General features: G+C 67.3%; 18 protein-coding genes and 2 riboswitches. Of the genes, 9 read left to right on the forward strand and 9 right to left on the reverse strand.

Annotation, left to right across the window (positions count from 1 at the left end; genetic code table 11):
* Positions 1-11: 11 nt before the first annotated feature.
* The 4 genes from LTI14_RS05480 to thiD are packed head-to-tail and all read left to right on the forward strand — an operon-like array spanning position 12 to position 2,718.
* Positions 12-755: an AMIN-like domain-containing (lipo)protein gene (locus LTI14_RS05480; RefSeq protein WP_241476003.1), complete on the forward strand. Its 744-nt coding sequence runs from the start codon at positions 12-14 to the stop codon at positions 753-755.
* 54 nt (positions 756-809) lie between these two features.
* Positions 810-1,349: an NUDIX hydrolase family protein gene (locus tag LTI14_RS05485; RefSeq protein WP_036473357.1), complete on the forward strand. Its 540-nt coding sequence runs from the start codon at positions 810-812 to the stop codon at positions 1,347-1,349.
* Between the two features lie 33 nt (positions 1,350-1,382).
* A complete protein-coding gene (locus LTI14_RS05490; RefSeq protein ID WP_241476004.1) occupies positions 1,383-1,901 on the forward strand; it encodes a hypothetical protein in 519 nt (172 codons plus the stop codon).
* On the forward strand, positions 1,894-2,718 hold the full coding sequence (thiD, locus tag LTI14_RS05495) for a bifunctional hydroxymethylpyrimidine kinase/phosphomethylpyrimidine kinase (RefSeq protein WP_241465279.1): 825 nt from the start codon (positions 1,894-1,896) through the stop codon (positions 2,716-2,718). The genes LTI14_RS05490 and thiD overlap by 8 nt, the downstream gene beginning before the upstream one ends.
* Before the next feature lie 33 nt (positions 2,719-2,751).
* On the opposite strand, the gene LTI14_RS05500 is transcribed toward thiD, so the two are convergent.
* Positions 2,752-3,435, reverse strand: coding sequence for a response regulator transcription factor (locus LTI14_RS05500; protein ID WP_241476005.1), 684 nt, complete (start codon positions 3,433-3,435; stop codon positions 2,752-2,754).
* A gap of 419 nt (positions 3,436-3,854) precedes the next feature.
* Here LTI14_RS05500 and LTI14_RS13235 point away from each other — a divergent pair, with 419 nt between their 5' ends.
* Entirely contained in the window at positions 3,855-5,024 is a 1,170-nt protein-coding gene (locus tag LTI14_RS13235; RefSeq protein ID WP_241476006.1) for a sensor histidine kinase, read from the forward strand.
* Between the two features lie 265 nt (positions 5,025-5,289).
* Entirely contained in the window at positions 5,290-6,531 is a 1,242-nt protein-coding gene (locus tag LTI14_RS05510; RefSeq protein ID WP_241465282.1) for an acyl-CoA dehydrogenase family protein, read from the forward strand.
* A gap of 58 nt (positions 6,532-6,589) precedes the next feature.
* On the opposite strand, the gene LTI14_RS05515 is transcribed toward LTI14_RS05510, so the two are convergent.
* The 5 genes from LTI14_RS05515 to LTI14_RS05535 form a co-directional block, all read right to left on the reverse strand.
* Complete coding sequence (locus tag LTI14_RS05515) at positions 6,590-8,095, reverse strand: L-serine ammonia-lyase (RefSeq protein ID WP_241476007.1); 1,506 nt, start codon at positions 8,093-8,095, stop codon at positions 6,590-6,592.
* 24 nt (positions 8,096-8,119) lie between these two features.
* Positions 8,120-9,271, reverse strand: a complete 1,152-nt coding sequence (gcvT, locus tag LTI14_RS05520; RefSeq protein WP_241476008.1) for a glycine cleavage system aminomethyltransferase GcvT — start codon at positions 9,269-9,271, stop codon at positions 8,120-8,122.
* The gene (gene gcvP, locus LTI14_RS05525; protein ID WP_241465285.1) at positions 9,268-12,213 is read right to left on the reverse strand and encodes an aminomethyl-transferring glycine dehydrogenase; all 2,946 of its coding nucleotides are present in this window, start codon (positions 12,211-12,213) and stop codon (positions 9,268-9,270) included. Before gcvP ends, gcvT begins: the two co-directional genes overlap by 4 nt.
* A gap of 36 nt (positions 12,214-12,249) precedes the next feature.
* Positions 12,250-12,374, reverse strand: a riboswitch (glycine riboswitch).
* Between the two features lies 1 nt (position 12,375).
* Positions 12,376-12,506: riboswitch (glycine riboswitch) on the reverse strand.
* Between the two features lie 55 nt (positions 12,507-12,561).
* The gene (locus LTI14_RS05530; RefSeq protein ID WP_241476009.1) at positions 12,562-13,860 is read right to left on the reverse strand and encodes an FAD-dependent oxidoreductase; all 1,299 of its coding nucleotides are present in this window, start codon (positions 13,858-13,860) and stop codon (positions 12,562-12,564) included.
* Positions 13,861-13,884: 24 nt separating this feature from the next.
* Entirely contained in the window at positions 13,885-14,559 is a 675-nt protein-coding gene (locus LTI14_RS05535; protein ID WP_241476010.1) for a M23 family metallopeptidase, read from the reverse strand.
* 154 nt (positions 14,560-14,713) lie between these two features.
* On the opposite strand from LTI14_RS05535, the gene LTI14_RS05540 reads away from it, so the two are divergent.
* The 3 genes from LTI14_RS05540 to LTI14_RS05550 all read left to right on the forward strand — a co-directional run bounded on the left by LTI14_RS05540 (position 14,714) and on the right by LTI14_RS05550 (position 16,897).
* Positions 14,714-15,418 (forward strand): class I SAM-dependent methyltransferase, encoded by a 705-nt coding sequence (locus tag LTI14_RS05540; RefSeq protein WP_241476011.1) that lies wholly within the window; start codon positions 14,714-14,716, stop codon positions 15,416-15,418.
* Between the two features lie 216 nt (positions 15,419-15,634).
* The gene (locus tag LTI14_RS05545) at positions 15,635-16,696 is read left to right on the forward strand and encodes a glycosyltransferase (protein WP_241465289.1); all 1,062 of its coding nucleotides are present in this window, start codon (positions 15,635-15,637) and stop codon (positions 16,694-16,696) included.
* Positions 16,697-16,711: 15 nt separating this feature from the next.
* Complete coding sequence (locus LTI14_RS05550) at positions 16,712-16,897, forward strand: hypothetical protein (RefSeq protein ID WP_241470529.1); 186 nt, start codon at positions 16,712-16,714, stop codon at positions 16,895-16,897.
* 99 nt (positions 16,898-16,996) lie between these two features.
* On the opposite strand, the gene LTI14_RS05555 is transcribed toward LTI14_RS05550, so the two are convergent.
* The 3 genes from LTI14_RS05555 to LTI14_RS05565 form a co-directional block, all read right to left on the reverse strand.
* Entirely contained in the window at positions 16,997-17,413 is a 417-nt protein-coding gene (locus LTI14_RS05555) for a hypothetical protein (RefSeq protein WP_241476012.1), read from the reverse strand.
* Between the two features lie 2 nt (positions 17,414-17,415).
* Positions 17,416-18,423 (reverse strand): DUF368 domain-containing protein, encoded by a 1,008-nt coding sequence (locus tag LTI14_RS05560; protein ID WP_241476013.1) that lies wholly within the window; start codon positions 18,421-18,423, stop codon positions 17,416-17,418.
* Positions 18,424-18,485: 62 nt separating this feature from the next.
* Positions 18,486-19,859, reverse strand: a complete 1,374-nt coding sequence (locus tag LTI14_RS05565) for a 5-oxoprolinase subunit C family protein (protein WP_241476014.1) — start codon at positions 19,857-19,859, stop codon at positions 18,486-18,488.
* Positions 19,860-19,924: the final 65 nt, after the last annotated feature.

Below are 19,924 nucleotides of genomic sequence, written 5' to 3' on the forward strand. Positions count from 1 at the left end.
CAGGAGGCACGATGAGGCACCCGCACAGAAGCCAGATCACCGCACTCGGAGCAGCCATGCTGTTGCTGCTCGCCTCCTGCGGCTCCCCGGAGGAGGGTCAGGACCCCGCCCCCGCCGAGGACGCCGCCTCCGAGCAGCCCACTGAGGACACCGAGGGCGCGCAGGACTCGGAAGAGCCGGACCCGGCGTCCGAGTCTGAAGATCCTGGAGAGTCTGAGCAGCCTGACGAGTCCGAAACCTCCGCGGCACCCGAAGACGAGGATCAGGACCAGGGCGACGACGCCGCCTCAGCGGACTTCAGCACCGACGCCCAGGAGTCTGACGGCTTCCCCGGGGAGTTCACCCGCGGCGAGGAGCCCAATCATCTGGTGGAGATCCGCTCCGGTGTCCATGAGGGATACGACCGTGTGGTCTTCGAGTACTCCGGGGACGGCACCCCCAGCTGGCGCGGAGAGTACACAGATGCCGCGGCCGAACTGGGCCGCGGCGAACCCATCGAGGTAGCCGGCGAACACATTCTTGAGATCAATGTCAACGGACCCTCCTGGGCTCCGGAGGACGAGCCAGAAGACGAGCTTCCCGCCCAGGAGTACTACGAACGCGATCGCGGCGGAGCCTTCGAGGAGATCTTCATCCAAGGACCATTTGAAGCCCACTCCCAGTACCTGATCGGCCTGGACCAGGAACGGCCGTTCCAGATGCAGCTGCTCGAGGAGCCGACCCGGCTCGTGGTGGACATCGCCAACGAGGAATGACCCGGCACTGAGCCCTGACCGGCCTCGGGCTCCGTTGTGGTGCATGATGGGACCATGAGCATTCGAACCCCAGATCCGAACCCCGGATGGTTGAACGAGGATGACCTCTACGAGGCACGACGACGGCTCCCCATGGTCTACGTCGAAGCGATCCCAGTTCGACTGGATCCCCTCGGCTGCATCACTGAGCTGGGTCTTCTCTACACCGCAGACGCCGAGGGGCATTTCTACCGCACCGTGGTCTCCGGACGCGTGATCTACCGCGAGACCATCAGGGCGGCTCTGCTGCGCAACATCGAGAAGGACCTGGGATCGATGGTGATGCCACAGATCCCCGCTTCGCCGGTGCCGTTCGCCGTGGCCGAATACTTTCCCTACCCCTCTGAGACCGGGCTGGTCGATGACCGGCAGCATGCGGTTTCGATGGCCTACATCGTGCCCGTCTCCGGGGAATGCTCCCCGCGCCAGGACGCCCTGGAGCTGAGCTGGATGACACCGGATCAGGTGCTCAGCCCCGATGTGCAGGCGGAGTTCCTCGGCGGCCGCGAGAAGCTGATCCGCCAGGCCCTGGCCCATCTGGGTCACACCGGCTGAGCCACACCAGCTCCGGCCGGTAGAATCAGGCCAATGACCACTCCCGCCCCAGAGAAGCCCGTCCGCCGCAGAAGGCCACCCCGCAAGCAGGACACCGCAGCGCGTCCGGTGCTGCGGCTCGGAGCCGCAGGGTGGATCGTCTCCTGGCTTGTCCCCACAGCGGTCATGGGCGGCCTGCTGCTCGCACTGGGCCTCATCCCCGGCCTGAACGAAGACGGCTTCCTCGCCCCGCTGATTCCGCTGATCGCCGCGGCGGCCGTCGTCGTCGGGATTCCCGGGACCCTGCTGGTGAGCTGGCTCTACCGACACCAGGTGCGCCCCACCGTGCACATCCTCGGCTACGTCCTCGTGGGGCTCCTCTATGGTCCTGTCGTGCTCGTGGTCGGGGCCGGAGGACTGATCCCGATGCTCATCCCGCTGATCGGCTTCCCCGCTGGCATCCTGCTCGGGATCGGTCGCTGGATGGCGCAGCCGCTGGCCCGCGTGGAGAACCCTGCCGAAGAGCCCGACCCCGCTGCGACCCCCGAGCCGAAGGACGCTGATCATGCCTGAGACCACTGCAGCTCCCGCGATGACGCTGAGCATCGCGGGTTCGGAAGCCACCGGCGGCGCCGGGGCGCAGGCGGATCTGAAGACCTTCCAGGAGCTCGGTACGTTCGGCATGGTGGCGCTGACCTGCATCGTGTCTTTCAATCCGGGTGATGAGTGGAACCATCGCTTCGTCCCGGTCGAGTCCCAGGTGATCGAGGACCAGATCGAAGCGATCTTCGGCAACTACGGGCCCGAGGTGCTCGACACCGTCAAGCTCGGGATGATGGGCTCCCCCGCCACGATCTCCACCGTGGCCGCCGCGATCACCGCGCGAAGGCCGAAGCACCTGGTGCTGGATCCGGTGCTGATCTGCAAGGGCCAGGAGCCCGGTCACGCGCAGGACACCGACGAGGCGCTGAAGGCCGAGCTGCTCCCACTCGCCACCTTCGTCACCCCCAACCACTTCGAGACCGAACAGCTCTCCGGGATGAAGGTCGAGACCCTGGAGGACCTGCAGGCCGCCGCGGCGGAGATCCATCGACTCTCCGGCGCTGCCGTGCTCGCCAAGGGCGGAGTCCGACTCGCCGGACCCGAGGCGGTGGACGTCTTCGTCGACGCAGACGGCATCGAGGTGCTCAGCGCGCCCAAGATCGGTGAGCACGCGGTCTCCGGCGCAGGCTGCTCCTTAGCGGCCGCGGTCACCGCCGAACTGGCCAAGGGCAGCTCCGCCCGAGACGCCGCGCGCCGGGCCAAGGAGTTCGTCACTGCAGGCATTCGTCAGCGGGTCGCCGGGAATACCCCGTTCGATGCACTGTGGCAGGGCGGCCTGCGCGGCTGAAGGGGGCGGACGGAGCTTCGCTCAGCCAGCGGTCTACTCTTCTCGACCATCTTCTAGCTGCGGCTCGATGAGGCCCAGCTGCGTGGCGCGGATGAGCAGCTGGACGCGGTCCCTCACGCCGAACCGGACGCAGAGCCGACCAAGGTGTGCCTTGACCGCACCCTCGGTCAGGACCATCCGCGTCGCGATCTCTCGATTGCTGAATCCCCGCGCCAAGAGACTCAGGACTTCTGTCTCTCGTGGTGGTGTCCGCGGCAGGTAGTCCGATCCTGCGAGCGCCAGGGAGAACTCCTCCGCCTCATTGACCTCATTGAACTCAAGCTTGCGCGCCACGTCAGGCGAGATCGGCACCGAGCTGCCGTGAACCTGGCGAATAGCCTCCAAGACCTGCTCGGCCGTGGCGTCCTTGACGATGTAGCCCTTGGCGCCGGCGTTCAGGGCCTGCAGCGCATGCCCTTCCGAGCTGAATGTGGTGACCGCCAGCACCGAAGTCTCCGGGGCGATCGCCATGACCGCAGCGGTAGCCTCGACCCCGCCCATCACCGGCATCTTGAGATCCATGATCACGACATCGGGCTTCTCTTCACGTACGCGCTCGATGACCTCCAGCCCGTTCTGCGCTTCCCCGACACAGACCATATCGGGAGCGGAGTCGACATAGGCGCGCAGAGCCGCGCGCATGATCGGGTGGTCGTCTGCAACGACGAGACGGAGCATGGCTGAACCTGTTCTTTCTCGGCCTGTGACACCTGGCGCGGTGTCCTATTTTATCCGACCCGCTCGCCGACATCGCTCATGGGGTCCTTTCCGGACGGGACAGGTACCGGATCCAAGCGGAATTGCGTAAATTAGCTACTTTAGTCCACTATACCTGAATCTAGGCACACCATAATCTAAGCTTACTCGCTAAAACTTCGAAGGTATACCCCCGAAAGGAACAAAAAATGTCACTTGCCTTGTTCGCATACCGAATCGCCGCCATTTCTGCTTTAATTATTACCACTGTTCTTGGTTTTTTTGATATTTCAGGCGTTGAAGCTGAAGGTTTTCTTCGTTCATTCATCTGCGCAGCGTTCCCAAGATCTTCATCTTGCTAATCCCTCCCCAGCCCCGGGCGTCAGGACGTATCCTTGAGAGTGACTTTTTCGAGTGATGTAGCACCAAGCCGCCGAGTTCTGAGCATCCTCACCCTCGCCACCATCGGCGGAATCTCCGCAGACATTGCACTGGCTCTGATCTTCGACCCCGAGTACCTCAGCGCGAGGCTCCAGTTCGGGTACTTGATCTGGATCCTCGCCGTCTCCCTGTTCTGGCTGCATCCAGCAGCAGGTGCGCTCGCAGCCCTGGTTGGCGCCGCGATCGGGGTGGTAACGAACTCCCCGTTCGAAACCCTCTTGCTGGTCGCGTTGTTCAGCGGCCTCTCGGCGCTGTACTGCTCGCAATGGGTTCGGCGCCTATACCTGGTGATGACTCTGGGCATCGCCATCAGTGTGGGTCTCTCGGAGAGTGTTCGCGTACTCGCGGTCGGATTCACCCTGACGACCGGCGCGCTGATGGTCTTGTCCTACTTGGCCGGGCGAGCTACTCGGAGACACCTCGCGTCGCGCCTGTCCGCCGAGCGTGAGCTCGTTCAGCTGCGGGCCGCACACCAGGAGGCGCTCTCAGGGGAACGCCGCTCGATCGCACGGGACCTCCACGACATCCTCGCCCACGACCTCACCGTCATCTCGATGCAGACGCAAGTCGCTGCGGCCACCGGGACACCGGAATCGCGCGCGGCGGCGCTGTCCCAGATCTCCCAATCGGCCAGCGCCGCGCTCCACGACCTGCGCAGAGTGCTGTTGGTGCTGCAGCGCGAGAACATCATCGGTTCCGGACCTGGAGATGCGCCTGAGCTGGATCTGGAGTCGGGCCTGCAGCGCTTCACGGAGCGCCTGAAGGACCTCGGATTCACGGTGGACACCTCGGTGCATGGGGACCTCAGCTCCATCCCCCAGTCCGTGGAGGCCTGCCTGTATCGAATCCTGCAGGAGTGCACGACGAACGTGGTCAAACATGGCGCGCGCGGTCACGCCATCAATGACTGCACCATCGAGCTCGAGGTCAAGGAGGCCACCGTGGACCTGACCGTGACGAACCGGACCGACGCGAATCAGGCACCGGCCCCCAAGCACGCGACTTCAGGAACGGGACTGATCAGCATGGAAGATCGAGCGGCCACCTATGGGGGCACCATCGAGGCAGGCTCACCCGCTGAAGGAATCTGGAGCGTGCAGGTGTCCGACATTGAGCTGCGCCTCCGCTGAAAAGACCCCGGACACAGAGAGGCTCGGGCGGTGCCGTTCCCACCGCCCGAGCATTAACATCTGCCGAGGTCCTGCTCCGAACCCTTGCACCGTAACTCGGAACACCTCAAGGCCGATGTCATCTCCCCTGAATCGTGCACCACTGATGCACGTCCACTTATAAGTATTGGGGAGCGCCCGTCTTCTGACTAGTGGACTTTTGTCCACAGTTTGCAGGTGAAACCAAAGCTCCCCCACCTTGTGACTATCAAGTAACATGTGTGCCATGACACATCATGCTCCCGATGCTTCCGTTGATCCGATCTACGACGTCTCCACCGCGCAGGACCTCGACTACTACGGCGTCTTCGACGACCTCCCTGCGGCAGACCGGCAGTGGTGGACTCGCGCCCGCGAGTTCTCCACCGGACTGGAGACGCGGATGGCGCAGCACTGGGAACACGCTGAGTACCCGGTTGACCTGGTCCGCAAGGCTGGCGGCCTGGGTCTGCTGACCGACGGCGTCGACGTCTCCGAAGCCTCCATGGAGACGCTCTCCCCGATGGCCGCGGGCCTGGTGAACATGGAGACCTCCCGGGCCGATGGCTCCCTGGGCACGGCCCTGGCGGTGCAGGGCGGGCTCGCGCTGCGCACCCTGGCGTACTTCGGTTCGGCAGACCAGAAGGCTGAGCATCTCACCAAACTGGCCACGGCCGAGACGCTGGGCTCCTTCGCCCTCACCGAGCCCACGCACGGCTCGGACTCGGTCTCGCTGGAGACCACCGCCCGGCTGGTCGGCGACGAGGACTCCGGCTACTACGTCATCAACGGCGCCAAGAAGTGGATCGGCAACGGCGCCTCGGGCGGCCTGACGTTCACCTGGGCCCGAGTCGCCGGCGGCATCCACGACGGCAACGTCCGCTGCTTCCTGATCGACCAGGACACCCGCGGCTATCGGGCCGAGGTCATCCAGGGCAAGGCCTCGCTGCGCGCGATCCACCAGGCGCTGATCCAGTACGAGGACGTCGAGGTCCCCGCCCACGCCGTACTGCCGGGTTCAAAGACCTTCAAGGACGCCTCCAAGGTGCTCTTCGCGACCCGGCTGGGAGTGGCCTGGTCCGCCGTCGGGCATGCCTCTGCGCTGGTGGAGGCGGCGCTGAGCTATTCAAAGCAGCGTGAGCAGTTCAGCCGTCCGCTGGCGAGCTTCCAGCTGGTGCAGGAGCGGCTGACCTGGATGGTCTCGGAGCTCACCTCCATGCAGCTGCACGTCCGGGCGGTCACCGAGCGGGATATGGCCGGCACGCTCACCGGCCCGCAGGCCTCCCTGGCGAAGTATCACAACACCCGGAAGGCTCGGGCGATCGCCCAGGTCGCCCGCGACATGCTCGGCGGCAACGGGATCCTGCTGAAGAACAAGGTGCCGCGCCACATGGCAGATATCGAGGCGATCCACACCTATGAGGGCACCGAATCCGTGCAGAGCCTGATCATCGGGCGCGACCTGACCGGGTACTCAGCCTTCGCCTAGGACACGCGCTCGGAGCCCACGATACGGCGCTCGGCACTGAGCATTCGACGTCCAGCGCTCAACACTCGACGACGTTGACCGCGAGTCCGCCCAGGGCGGTCTCCTTGTACTTCGAGGACATGTCCTTGCCGGTCTCGCGCATCGTCACGATGACCTCGTCCAGCGAGACCCGGTGCTCGCCGTCGCCCATCAGCGCCATCCGCGCGGCGTTGACGGCCTTGGTCGCGGCCATGGCGTTGCGCTCGATGCACGGCACCTGCACCAGTCCGCCGATCGGATCGCAGGTGAGCCCGAGGTTGTGCTCCATCGCGATCTCGGCGGCGTTCTCCACCTGTTTGGCAGTGCCGCCCAGGACCTCGCAGAGCCCGGCGGCCGCCATCGAGGAGGCCGAGCCGACCTCCCCCTGGCAACCGACCTCGGCGCCGGAGATCGAGGCCTGCTCCTTGTAGAGCACCCCGACGGCGGCGGCGGTGAGCAGGAACCGCACGGCGATGTCCTCACGGTCCTCCTCCCCCGCGTAGCTGGCGCCGGGCCCGTAATGGGTGGCGTAGAAGCCCACGGCAGGGATGATTCCGGCAGCACCGTTGGTGGGCGCGGTGACCACCCGTCCCCCGGAGGCGTTCTCCTCGTTGACCGCCAGCGCGACCAGGTTCACCCACTCCTGCCAATAGGCGTGGGTGCGGCCTGGATCGTCCTTCCACATCCGTGCGTGCCAGTCAGGGGCACGACGCCGGACCTTCAGCCCCCCGGGCAGGTGCCCCTCGCGCTCCAGGGCGCTGTTCTTGCAGTCCTCCATGACCTGCCAGAGGTGCAGCACCTTACCGGTGATCTCGGCTTCGGCTTCCTCCTCGGTGCCGCCGTGGCGGGCGCGGTGCAGGGCGCGCTCATTGGCCAGCATCACCCGGGAGACCGGCAGGCCTGAGCGGGCGCAGTGCTCCATGAGCTGCGCGGCCGTGATGAAGGGGTAGGGCACCTCGGCGTCCGGGGTGGCCAGCGCCTGTCCCAGCGACGCGTCGGAGGCCACCGCATCGGATTCTGAGAGCACGAACCCTCCCCCGATGGAGTAATAGATCTCCTTGGCCACCTGCTCTCCGGCGGCGTCGAGCGCGGTGAGCGTCATCGCGTTGGTATGCCGGTCCATGACGGTGAGCGGGCGCTGGATGAAGTCCTCCACCCGCAGCGGGATCTCCTTGCCGGCGCTGTGGGCGTCCCCGTGGGCGCCGTCCGGATCGCTCGGAGCACCGTCGTCTTCGCACTGGGCGGCCAGCTGCACCGTGCCGGAGACCTCCATGGCAGCCAGTCGGGAGTCGACCTGGTCCGGCAGGATGGTCTCCGGGTCCCACCCCTCCAAGCCCAGCAGCACCGCAGTGAAGGTGCCGTGGCCGCGTCCGGTGGCCGAGAGCGAGCCGTAGAGATCCACCTGCACCGACTCGGTCCGGGCCAGCGACTCGGGACTTCCCAGCTGCTCGGTCACGAAGCGCCGGGCGGCGCGCATCGGCCCCACCGTGTGCGAGGAGGAGGGACCGATGCCGACCCGGAGCAGATCAAAGATGCTGATGGTCATGGAGTGTCTCGAATCCTGTCCCGGTCAGCGTGCGCGGCGGTAGAAGGGCAGCGGGACCACTTCGAAGGGCTGCGGCTTTCCACGCAGATCGACGTCGAGCCGCGTGCCCGGTTCGGTGTGGGCGATGTCGACATAGGCCATCGCGATCGGATGGCCCAGGGTCGGGCTGGGCAGCCCGGAGGTCACCGCCCCCACGGTCTCACCGGGGTTGTCCCCCTCGACGGCGAGCACCGGGTAGCCGCCGCGGCCGGCGCGCTTGCCGAGGCCCTTGAGCCCGACGAGCCGCTGACCCGAGGTCTTTCCGCGACCCGCCGCCTTGGCAGCCTCGAGGGCGGCGCGTCCGGTGAAGTTCTCCGCCTTCGTGAAGGAGACCACCGGCAGTCCGGCTTCGAAGCTGACCCGTTCGGTGGAGAGCTCGTTGCCGTAGAGCGGCATGCCGGCCTCGAGGCGCAGCGAGTCTCGGCAGGCCAACCCGCAGGGGACCAGGCCGTCGTCGGACCCGGCCTCCAACAGCGCCAGCCACAGGGCGTGGGCTTTCTCATTGGGCAGGAACAGCTCGAACCCGTCCTCCCCGGTGTAGCCGGTGCGGGCGAGCAGGATCTCGTCGCCGCCGATGCTCACGGTGGTGAACGCGTAGTAGCTGAGCTCGTCGACCAGGAAGGTCTCATTGGCGCGCACCACGGAGCTGATGATCTTCTGCGCGGCAGGTCCCTGGACCGCGATCAGGCTGATGCCTTCCGATTCGTCCCAGACCTCGACGTCGAAGCCTGTCCCCCCAGCACCTGTGCCAGCCGCAGCACGCTCGGTGAGCGCCGCCGCGACCACTTCACGGTTCGACGCGTTGGGGACCAGCAGGAACTCGTTCTCATCGATCCGGTAGGCGATCAGGTCATCGAGGATCCCTCCGTCCTCGCGGCAGATCAGCGAGTACTTCGCCTTGCCGATCTTCACCGCCGCGAGGTTGCCCACCAGCGCGGTGTTCAGGAAGGTGGCGGCGTCGGGCCCGATGATCCGGATCTCTCCCATGTGGGAGAGGTCGAAGAGCCCGGCGGTGGTGCGCACCGCATGGTGCTCCTCCAACTCGGAGGTGTACTTCAGCGGCATCTTCCAGCCGCCGAAGTCGGTGAAGCTGGCACCCAGCTCGGCGTGGGCGGCAGTAAGCGCGGTCTCTCTCATGCGGTGCTCTCCTCGAGTTCGAAGGCCTCCGGCGGGGGGCAGGAACAGATCAGGTTGCGGTCGCCGTGGGCGCCGTCGATCCGGCTCACCGGAGGGAAGTATTTGTCCTGAAGCAGGTTCTTGACCGGGAAGGCCGCCTGCTCGCGCGGATAGGCCCGGTCCCACGCGTCACCGGCGACGACGGCGGCCGGGTGCGGTGCCAGGCGCAGCGGGGACTCCGCCGCGCTGATCTTCTGCTCGACGATGTCCTGGATCTCGGCGCGCACTCCGATCATCGCGGCGATGAACCGGTCGATCTCGGCCAGGTCCTCAGACTCGGTGGGCTCCACCATCAGCGTCCCGTTCACCGGGAAGGCCAGGGTGGGCGCGTGGAAGCCGTAGTCGATGAGGCGCTTGCAGACATCCTCGGCGGTGATTCCTGAGGCCTTGGTGAGCTCGCGCAGGTCCAGGATGCATTCATGGGCGATCAGCCCGTGCTCCCCGGTGTAGAGGATCGGGAAGTGCTCCTTCAGCTTCGCGGCGATGTAGTTCGCGCTCAGCAGCGCATGGGCGGTGGCGCTGGTCAGTCCCTCGGAGCCCATCATCGCCAGGTAGGCCCAGGAGATCGGCAGCACCCCGGCGGAGCCGAAGGGGGTGGCGGTGACCGGGGCGCCGTCGCGGCCTTCTCCCTCATGCTCCCCGGTGGCCCAGGAGGCACCGACGGAGGTGCTGGGCAGGAAGGGCTGGAGGTGTTCGGCCACGGCCACCGGGCCGACGCCGGGTCCGCCGCCGCCGTGCGGGATGCAGAAGGTCTTGTGCAGATTCAAGTGGGAGACGTCGCCGCCGAACTCGCCGGGCTGGGCGAGGCCGACCAGGGCGTTGAGGTTCGCGCCGTCGATGTAGACCTGTCCGCCGGTGGCATGGATCTTCGCGCAGACCTCGCGCACCTCGGTCTCGTAGACCCCGTGGGTTGAGGGGTAGGTGAGCATGATCGCGGCGATCCGGTCCGGGTGCGCGGCGATCTTGGCCTCCATGTCGGCCATGTCGATGGTGCCGTCCTCTGCGGTGGCGACGACGACGACCTGCAGTCCGGCCAGCACCGCCGAGGAGGCGTTGGTGCCGTGGGCCGAGGCCGGGATCAGGCAGATGTCCCGGGCGGAGTCGCCCTGGGCGAGGTGGTACTGCCGGATGGCCAGCAGTCCGGCGTATTCGCCCTGGGAGCCGGCGTTGGGCTGGATCGAGACCGCCGCGTATCCGGTGACCTCGGCGAGCCGGGACTCGAGGTCTGCGATCATCTCGCGCCAGCCGGTGGTCTGCGGGGCCGGGGCATAGGGGTGGATCCCCGCGAACTCGGGCCAGGAGATGGCTTCCATCTCGGTGGCGGCGTTGAGCTTCATGGTGCACGAGCCCAGCGGGATCATGGTCCGGTCAAGGGCGAGGTCGCGGTCGGAGAGCCGGCGCAGGTAGCGCATCATCTGCGTCTCGGAGCGGATCTCGTGGAAGATCGGGTGGGTCATGAACTCCGAGGTGCGGGTCAGCTGCGCCGGAAAGGCGTAGTCCTGCTCCTGCCTGGAGGACCCGAGCTGCTCGGGGAGCGCTGCGACATCCTTGACGCCGAAGGCCTGGGCGACGGCGGCGAGCTGCGCCGTCGTCGTCGTCTCATCGGTGGAGATCCCGACGACGTCCTGGTTGACGCGGCGCAGGTTGACCCCTGCGGCCTCGGCGGCGGCGATGACGTCCTCGGCGGCTTCGTGGGAGGCCAGTCGGACCTGGATGGTGTCGAAGAAGGATTCGGCGATCAGCTCATGGCCTGCCTCGCGCAGCACGGCGGCCAGGGTGCGGGCGGATCCGTGCACCCGCTCGGCGATCCGGGTGAGGCCTTCGGGGCCGTGGTAGACGGCGTACATCGAGGCCGCCACGGCCAGCAGCGCCTGGGCGGTGCAGATGTTTGAGGTGGCCTTCTCGCGGCGGATGTGCTGCTCGCGGGTCTGCAGGGCGAGCCGATAGGCGGGGCGGCCCTCGGCGTCCTTGGAGACTCCGACGAGCCGGCCGGGGAGCTGGCGCTGCAGCCCGGACTTCACGGCCATGAAGGCCGCGTGGGGTCCGCCGAAGAACAGCGGGACCCCGAAGCGCTGGGAGCTGCCCACGGCGATGTCGGCGCCCTGCTCGCCGGGTGAGGTGATCAGGGTCAGCGCAAGCAGATCCGCAGCGATGGTGACCATCGCCCCGCGCTCCTTGGCTTCAGCGATGACCTTGCGGTGGTCGACCACGGCGCCGGAGTTGGCCGGCTGCTGCAGCACCAGTCCGCAGATCTCACCGGCGGGCAGCCCCTCGGCGGCGATGTCGACGGTCTCGATCTCGATGCCCAGCGCGTCGGCCCGGCCGGCGACCACGGCGCGGGTCTGCGGGAAGATGTCGGCGTCGAGCACGATCTTCGCGGTGGCGCGCTTCTTGTTGCCGCGGCGCATCAGCAGGATGGCCTCGGCCACGGCGGAGGCCTCGTCCAGCAGCGACGCGTTGGCGATGTCGAGGCCGGTCAGGTCAGCGACCATGGTCTGGAAGTTCAGCAGCGCCTCAAGCCGGCCCTGGGAGATCTCCGGCTGATAAGGCGTGTAGGCGGTGTACCAGGCGGGGTTCTGCAGCACGTTGCGCAGGATCACCTGCGGGGTGTGGGTGTCGTAGAAGCCCTGCCCGATCATCTGGGTGTGCGGCTGGTTCTTCTCGGCGTAGCCGCGCAGCGCCTGCAGCGTCTCGGCCTCGGTGAGGGCCTCGGGAAGGTTCAGCGGTCCGGGCTGGCGGATCGCCTCGGGCACCGCGGCGTCGACGAGGTCGGCCAGTGAGTCATAGCCGAGGGCACCCAGCATGGTGGCCGCAGTCGCGGAGGTAGGTCCGATGTGCCGGGCGGAGAACTCGGTGGCATCGGGGGCGAGGGTGGAGCTGCGACGGACAGATGTGACGGTCATGGAGGAACCTTCCAGGCATGGAGATGGCGCGGGTTCCTCCCCCGCTCTGTGATGGACCTGAGAGATTCACCGGCCGCCGCCGTCAGACGGGGGCAGAACCGGCTTGCACCTTCGGTGAGCACATCAGGGTTGTAGACCTGACGTGCTGCTTTCCAGAGTTGCCACCCCTGCACGGTACTGAGTGCCTGAGAGGTTCCCGGGGAGGATATTGCTCCTTCGGCGCCGGATCCGCGCCCAGGGGTGCAGGGACTGCACTGCTCTGGGCGCCAGCCGGACTCTCCCACACAGGGGACGTGGCGATGATTCAATTTGTCCTCATTGTGCCACAGCGGTGTTTTCCGACACATTTCACGATGTGCTCACTCGGCCTGGTTCGCCCGATCCTCTGCCCGGTCCCGGGATCGGGCCCGGTGACGCGCCGGGTCGTGCCGCGCTGGGGGTGCGCACGTGTTCCGGAAGCAGACCCACCCCGATGACGCGCGCGGTGAGTCGGCGGAGCACCGGTGAGAAGAGGCGAAGCAGCTTCGCGGCCGGGGCCGGGATGACCCGGCGCCCGGTCGTGGAGCGAGCGATCACCCGATGTCCGCGCCCCTGGATCCGTTGCATGAGCTTCACCGGCCGCTCCCGGCGGGCCTGCACAGCTGCCAGCGTCTGCTCCGGGACGGTCCCCTGCGTCAGCTGTGCGGTGATCGCGTTGGCCAGCGCCACCGCATCCTGGATCGCATAGTTCACCCCCACCCCGAACATCGGGGACATCGCGTGGGCCGCATCCCCGATGGCGATGAACCCCGGCCGGTGCCAGCGCGGGAGCCGATTGATCTGCACCGTCAGCAGCTTGACCTGCTTCCAGTCGGTGAGGGTCTGCACCACCTCATCCAGCACCGGGGCCGCCTGGATCAGCCGGGCGCGGAACTCCTCCAGTCCGGCCTGCTGCAGCTCCCGGAATTCACCCTTCTTGATGATCAGGCCCGACTGGTATGTCTCCCCGCGATCGATGGTCAGGACCATCCCGGCCGAGGAGAGGTGGCCCAGGGTGGGCGGGGGCGGATCGGCGGGCTGCGGGAGGCTGAACCAGAGCACATCGATGGGCACTCCTGACTCCACCGGGGTGAGCCCGGCGGCTGCGCGCAGCACCGAGGCCCGTCCGTCGGCGGCCACCGTGAGTCTCGCCCGGATCTGGAGCTCACCGTCAGCCGAGCGGGCGCGCAGTCCGACGACGGCACCGTCGTCGGACTGCATCAGACTGGTCGCCTCGGTGTGCATCCGCAGATCAAAGCCGGGGAAGGCCTTCGCCTCGCGGGCCAGAAAGTCCAGGAAGTCCCACTGCGGGGCGAGGACCAGAAAGTCATCGGGTCCGCGGAGCACTCCGAAGTCGACCAGGGTGAGACGCTCGCCCTCGATGACGGCATCGAGGGTGGAGAACCGGCTGACGGGCAGGGCCAGGAACTGCTCGCGCAGCCCGAGCTCGCCGAGGAGGGTGAGCGTGGAGGGGTGGACGGTGTCTCCGCGGAAGTCGCGGAAGAAGTCGGGGTGCTTCTCGATCACGGTGACCTCCAGCCCTGCGCGGGCGAGCAGGCAGCCCAGCACCATCCCGGCGGGGCCTCCTCCAGCGATCACACAGTCGCGCTGCAGCTTGGTCATCGACATAGCCTCCTCCTCACAGCATCAGCATCAGGCTCGGGCTGGCCGGACCGGCTGGACGACGGAGGCATTCGCGGGAACGCCGTGCCAGATCACCGCGGCTTCGCCGCTGCGGATCTGCTCGTGGAAGCCGCGAAACACGATCGGGACGCCGTGGGCGCGGTGCAGGTCCAGGCTGTCCATGGCCTGGAGATGGATATGCGGCTGGGTGGAGTTTCCACTGTTGCCGCATTCTGCGAGGATCTCGCCTGAGCTGACCTGCTCCCCAGGGTGGACCCGAATCGATCCGCGCCGCAGGTGCACCAGGGCGATGAAGCACCGGCTCCGCGGGTCCTCGATGATCACATGGTTTCCCGCCACTGCCACCGGGCCCTCGCGGACACGGGAGGACTGTCCGAGCAGGTACGGGATCAGGCTGAGCTGGGAGCGCCTGGCCGCATGGTCGTCCTCGCCGTCGTGGATAACCCGCACGGTGCCGTCACGCGGCGCCAACACCTCCTGTCCGAAGGCGAAGAACAGCTCCGGCTGCTCAGCGGCGAACACGCTGCGCCAACTCACCGACCCGGCGGTGCGTCCGTCCGTGTCCACAGCGACGAAGTCGATGGCGTACCGGATCCCGAAGAGGTCTGTGCCGTGGCTCGGGATACGTCTGGCCGGACTGTTCTGCACCTTCCAGCTGCCCGTGAAGGGCAGGGAAAGCTCCAAAGGGTGCAACGAAGATGACAGGTGCCGCGGCGGCATGGTTCAAGCTTAGCCCCGTGCTGGGTTGAAGTCTCTAGGGCCCGACTTGTCTGTCCTCCCGGCCTCATTTTTTGGAGATACCCCTTGTCAGCGCGTCAGACTCTGCGAGAATCAGGTCATGACGCTCAACGACTTCGTCCCTGCAGCGAACCAGAGCGGCGACCCGGCGGGCTATGAGATCGAGAACGGCGCGATCGACCCGCAGGGGACGCTCTGGGAGGCGCTGCGACTGGCCGCGGACTGGCGACACAAGGTGTTGGTGGATCTCGGCTGCGGGGCAGGCTACTGGCTGCCGAAGTACTCCGAGGCGGAGAAGACCATCGGGATCGAACCAGATGAGCGTCTCCTGGACACGGCCCGGGCCCGCAGCCGACGGGCCAAGGTCTTTCACGGCTCGGCCGAGCATATTCCGCTTGCCGATTCCAGCGTCGACGTGGTCCATGCCCGCTTCGCCTACTTCTTTCCCTCCGAGTTCTTCGATCCCTCGGCGGGGCTGGCGGAGGTCGCCCGGGTGCTGCGACCCGGGGGCAAGCTGGTGGTGATCGACAATGACCATGTGCTCGGCGAGTTTGCGGCGCTGCTGCGCGCCAGTGCGCCCGCCGCGGCACAGGGTCGGGACAGCTACCCCTCGACCTGGTGGCAGGAGAAGGGCGCACGGACCGCGGCCGTGATGAGTCGCTGGCAGTTCCACCGCCGAAGCGACCTCGAGCGGGTCCTGCACCTGGAGTTCCCAGCCCACGTCGCGGAGCAGTGGCTGCGCAGCCATCCGGATCGTCTGGGCCTGTCCTATGGGTACCTGCTGCACATCTGGACCAGGCCCTGAGCACCCAATCCAGGACCTTCGCGGCAGCCTTCCGCCCCGGTACCACTCCTGACCGGGGACGATGCCCGTCTGTGACTCTTATCACGTTCCCTGGACACACGCGAAGAGTGCGCTAGATTAATCTCGAAGAGTACTTCAAAGTTGAAGTATATAACGCATCCAGTCGGGTCTCCTTGCACCAGACCCGGGCTGGCAGCAGTAAGGAAACCCCGTTCTGTGTCCTCCCCTGTCCGACCGCGGGTCACCGCGGTCATCCCTGCCCACAACGAGGTTGGCGCCCTGCCTGCCACCATCGCATCACTGCGAGCCCAGACGGTCCCACCCGACCGGATTCTGGTGGTCTCCGATCGTTCCACCGATCACACGGTGGAGATAGCCGAAGCATTCGGCGTTGACGTCATGGAGACCCTGGACAACACGGCCCGCAAAGCTGGAGCTCTGAACCAGGCGCTGGACGTGCTCGAGCGACGAGGGCTCGTGCTGATCATGGACGCAGACACCCAGATCGTCCCGAGGTTCATCGAACGAGCACTCCAAGAGTTCGAGGACCCCGAGGTGGGCGGAGTCGGGGCGGTATTCCGCGCAGACCCACCCACCGGCTATCTCGAGCTCTGCCAGTTCCTCGAGTGGACCCGATATGCCGAGCAGATCGAGCGCACGGGCAAGACCTTCGTCATGTCGGGCACCGCGGCCCTGATCCGTTGGCAGGCCCTGATAGATGTGGAGTCGCGATTCGGCTCGATCTATGACGAGCAGACCATCACCGAGGACATGCGCCTGACCATGACGCTCAAGACCTGCGGCTGGAAGGTCCGGTCCCCCGTCGAGTGTCAGAGCACCACCGAGACGATGCCGAACATCCCGACTCTCTGGCGTCAGCGTCGTCGGTGGTACCTCGGCGCCCTGCAGAACATCACCGAGATGGGGTGGAATCACGTGACCAGGCGCTACATCAACCAACAGGTCATGCTCGCGCTCTCAGTGATTCTGATGAGCACCCTGATCGGGCTGACGACGGTCTCCTATGCGGTCAACGGCTTCCTCGGGGTGGAGCCCTTCTGGCTCCTCATCGGCGCAGTGTTCGCCCTGGAGCGCGTGATCACCGTCTGGGACCAGCCCTGGCGACGACGACTCTTCGCGGCCATGGTGATTCCCGAGCTGATCTACGCGCTGATCCTGCAGAGCGCCTACATCGGTGCGGTCTGGCAGAAGCTGAATTCCTCCAGCGGAGATTGGGCCCACCTGGGCACACCCCACAGCACCACGAAAGAGGCATAGGTGTACGGCGCAGACATGACCCAAGCCTCCCAGCTTGCCCTCTCAGGGTTCATCGCCTTCGGCGTGGGCTGGGGCTTCCTCGCGGTCGGCGTGCTGTTCATGGCGACCCTGACCCTGGGCACGATCACATCGGTGTTGATCCACAGGATTCGACGATCATCGGCTGTCCACCAGGCCCCGCGGCAGGACATCTGCGGGTAGCGGAAAAGTGCGGCGCTGCCCAGCACGCCACCTTGCACCGCAGGACCCGAGCCCAGAGGCCTCCCGCGTCGACCCGTCCTTCCGCAGTGCTGCCTACCCTCAGTGCTGCCGGGCTGCAGTTCTCGAACGCGGGTGCACCAGCCCCAGAGTGAACAGGGTGGCCGCCGCGCAGAGGTGCAGCAGCATCCCCATGAAGGGGATCAGTCCCGGCCCGATGCCCTCCGCGGGAATCGCACGCACCGCGGCATCGCCGCCGATGAAGAACGCCGCGGCCAGCACCGCCACACCACCCAGGAGCATGCGGATCCTCCGCGGGAGCGCCGCCATGCGCAGCGCGTAGAGCGTGCACAGCGCAGCGGCGAGGGACCCCGTCGCGGCCACGAGGCTGAACTGCTCCGGGCTGGCCTGGAGCACCACGGGCAGAGCGAAGGCGGTCGGCGGGACGAGATTCAGCAGCGCGGCGACCAGCAGCAGCGTCCGTGGCTGATTGCGCGCCGTCGTCGTCGCGCTCGCCATGGTCAGCGCACCTGGCGCTGGGCCAGCCGGTAGTCCACCAGCACCAGCACCAGCACGACGGCGAACCCTGCGGCTCCCAGCAGCAGCACCTGTCCGAGATCATCACCCGGGGCCAACATTCCGCGGCCCTCGTCCTGCCAGGGCCACAGCGTGCGCAGCGCGCCGAGCATCACCCCTGCGAGCACCACCATGGTGATCCGGTGACGGTGGTCCAACAGCCACTTCAGACCCTTCACGATGGAGATCACGCCGAGCGCGAGGCCCAGCGCGAAGATGCCCAGGTAGGCGAGGTCACGATCGGCGGCGGCCCGCAGCGTGGGCTCGTAGAGTCCGAAGGTCAGCAGCAGGAAGGATCCGGAGAGCCCGGGCAGCAGCAGCGCCGAGACGGCGATGGCCGCCGCCGGAAGGATCACGTACCAGGTGGGCTCCACCGCGGTAGGTGGCAGCGAGACCAGCCAGAAGGTCAGCCCCGCGGCGGCGATGCCGGCAAGCACATGCGAGGCCTTCAGTGGGCCGGAACGGTCGAACCAGGCCATCTGCAGCGGCACGAAGATCGAGGCGAGCACCATCCCGAAGAACGCAGCCCGGGTGAGCTCGGGGTAGGCCTCCACGGCGTCCGACATGGGACCGGCAATGGTGAAGACGGCGACGATCATCCCGATCATGACCGGGATGATGACCTTCCACTCGACCAGGCGCAGGTGCTGCATGGAGCTTGCCCGCCGATCCGGTCCGCTGATCAGCGCCCGCCCGGCGGAGACCACATGGGAGGCCGAATCGATGAGGTGCCGGTAGATTCCGACCACCAGTGCCACGGTGCCTCCAGAGACTCCCGGGACGGTCTCCACGGTACCGATCATGGCGCCGCGGATCAGGTTGCCCGGCAGCGAGGTGCGGCGGGACTCCATGGGCGACGCGGAGCCTTCACGCGGCTGCGCAGGCGCGACGTCGCCCTGGTTGCTGGTCTGGGAGGCGGAAGACTCGGCAGAGATGATGGACTCCTCGGTCATACAGGTGGGGGGGGGAAGCTGACATGGTGACCTCACCGGGCACCGCGACGTCGGCCATTATCTCATCGAGTGCTGAGGGCACCCAGCGTCTCGGGGTCCACGGCCTGGAACCGCACCTCAGCACCGGGCGAGAGCTGCGCCGCCAGCGAGAGATCCTCGCGCACCACGACTCCCAGCACCGGATCAGAGCTGGTGACCGGGTGTTCGGCCAGCGCCACGATGGGCTGACCGGACTCGGCGATGCTGATGGCGCCGCGCATCAGCGGTTCCGCCGGCAGGGCATCGGGCTGGGTGCGAGTGAGCGGATCGTCGCCGTCGAGCACCAGGCTGGCCCGGCTGGATCCGGTCATGACCTCCCAGGGCTGACCCTCCAGTCGGGAGAGTCCTGCGGCCCCGGCGCGGCGGGTGCCGAAATATTCGACCCGCGGCCCGGGCACATAGCGCAGCACCGTGGTCTCCTGCGGCAGCGGCAGCGGGGTGGGCGCGACGGAGGCGATGCCCACGAAGCGCGAGGCCGCGCCGGCAAGCGCGAAACGATCCCCCACCTGCACCGGGGCCGGGCCGAGGCCGGCCACCGTGTCCGTGGAGGCGCTGCCCAGGACCACGGGCGCCTCCAGTCCGCCGGAGATGCCCAGGTAGCTGTAGACCCCGCGCCGGGGCGGTCCGAGGTGCAGCACCTCGCCGGGGAAGACCCAGAACGGGGCGCGGCCCGGGGCGGTGCGGCTGCGTTCGGTGGTCTGCGCCACCTCGGTGCCTCCGCGGGAGGTCGGCACCGGTTCCTGCGTGATGATCTCCAGGGACACCTCGGCGCCGGTCACGGCGAGGATCGAGGTCTGGCAGAGGCGCACGCTGAGCCCTCCCCCGCAGATCTCCAGGACCGCGGCGGAGTCGTCATTGCCGATCAGTCGGTTCGCCTGGCGCGCGGCGGAGAAGTCAGCCGGCCCTGCACGGCCCACGCCGAGGCCGCCGAAGCCGTAGCGGCCCATGTCCTGGACCAGGGTCTGGCCGGGCTCCTGACAGGCTGCAGCCGGCAGCACCTCCAGCACGGCCTCGCGCTCCTCGAGCCGCAGACCTTCGGCATAGGACTGCGGGATCGTGACCTCAGGCCGCGCGTCGCCGGTCTGCTCCCGCGCGGTGTTCTCCGCAGTCGCGTAGGTCCCGGCAGGGTCCTTCCCGGCGGCGTCCCTTCGGGCGGGGCCGTCGGCAGCCCCGGATCTGCGCCGTCGCAGCTTGAGCCGCTTCGCCTGCTTCAGCGCCGCCTGCGCGTCGCGACGTCGACGGAAGTCCACCAGGACGGTCTTGACCCCGGGGATCGCGTCGAGCTGGCCGGTGAAGGGATGCTCGGCCAGATGCGCCAACAGGCTGGGGCGGTCCTTCTCTGCGGTGACCTCGATGAGGAGGGCCCGCTGCCCCATCTCCCGGACGCTGTGAATCATCCCCCCAGCGTGCCACACCGGGGTGGTCATCCCCCTGATCCAGACGATGGGTGAGAACACTGGCC

Origin of the sequence: Nesterenkonia sp. YGD6, from assembly GCF_022565895.1 — a bacterium.
Classification (GTDB): domain Bacteria; phylum Actinomycetota; class Actinomycetes; order Actinomycetales; family Micrococcaceae; genus Nesterenkonia.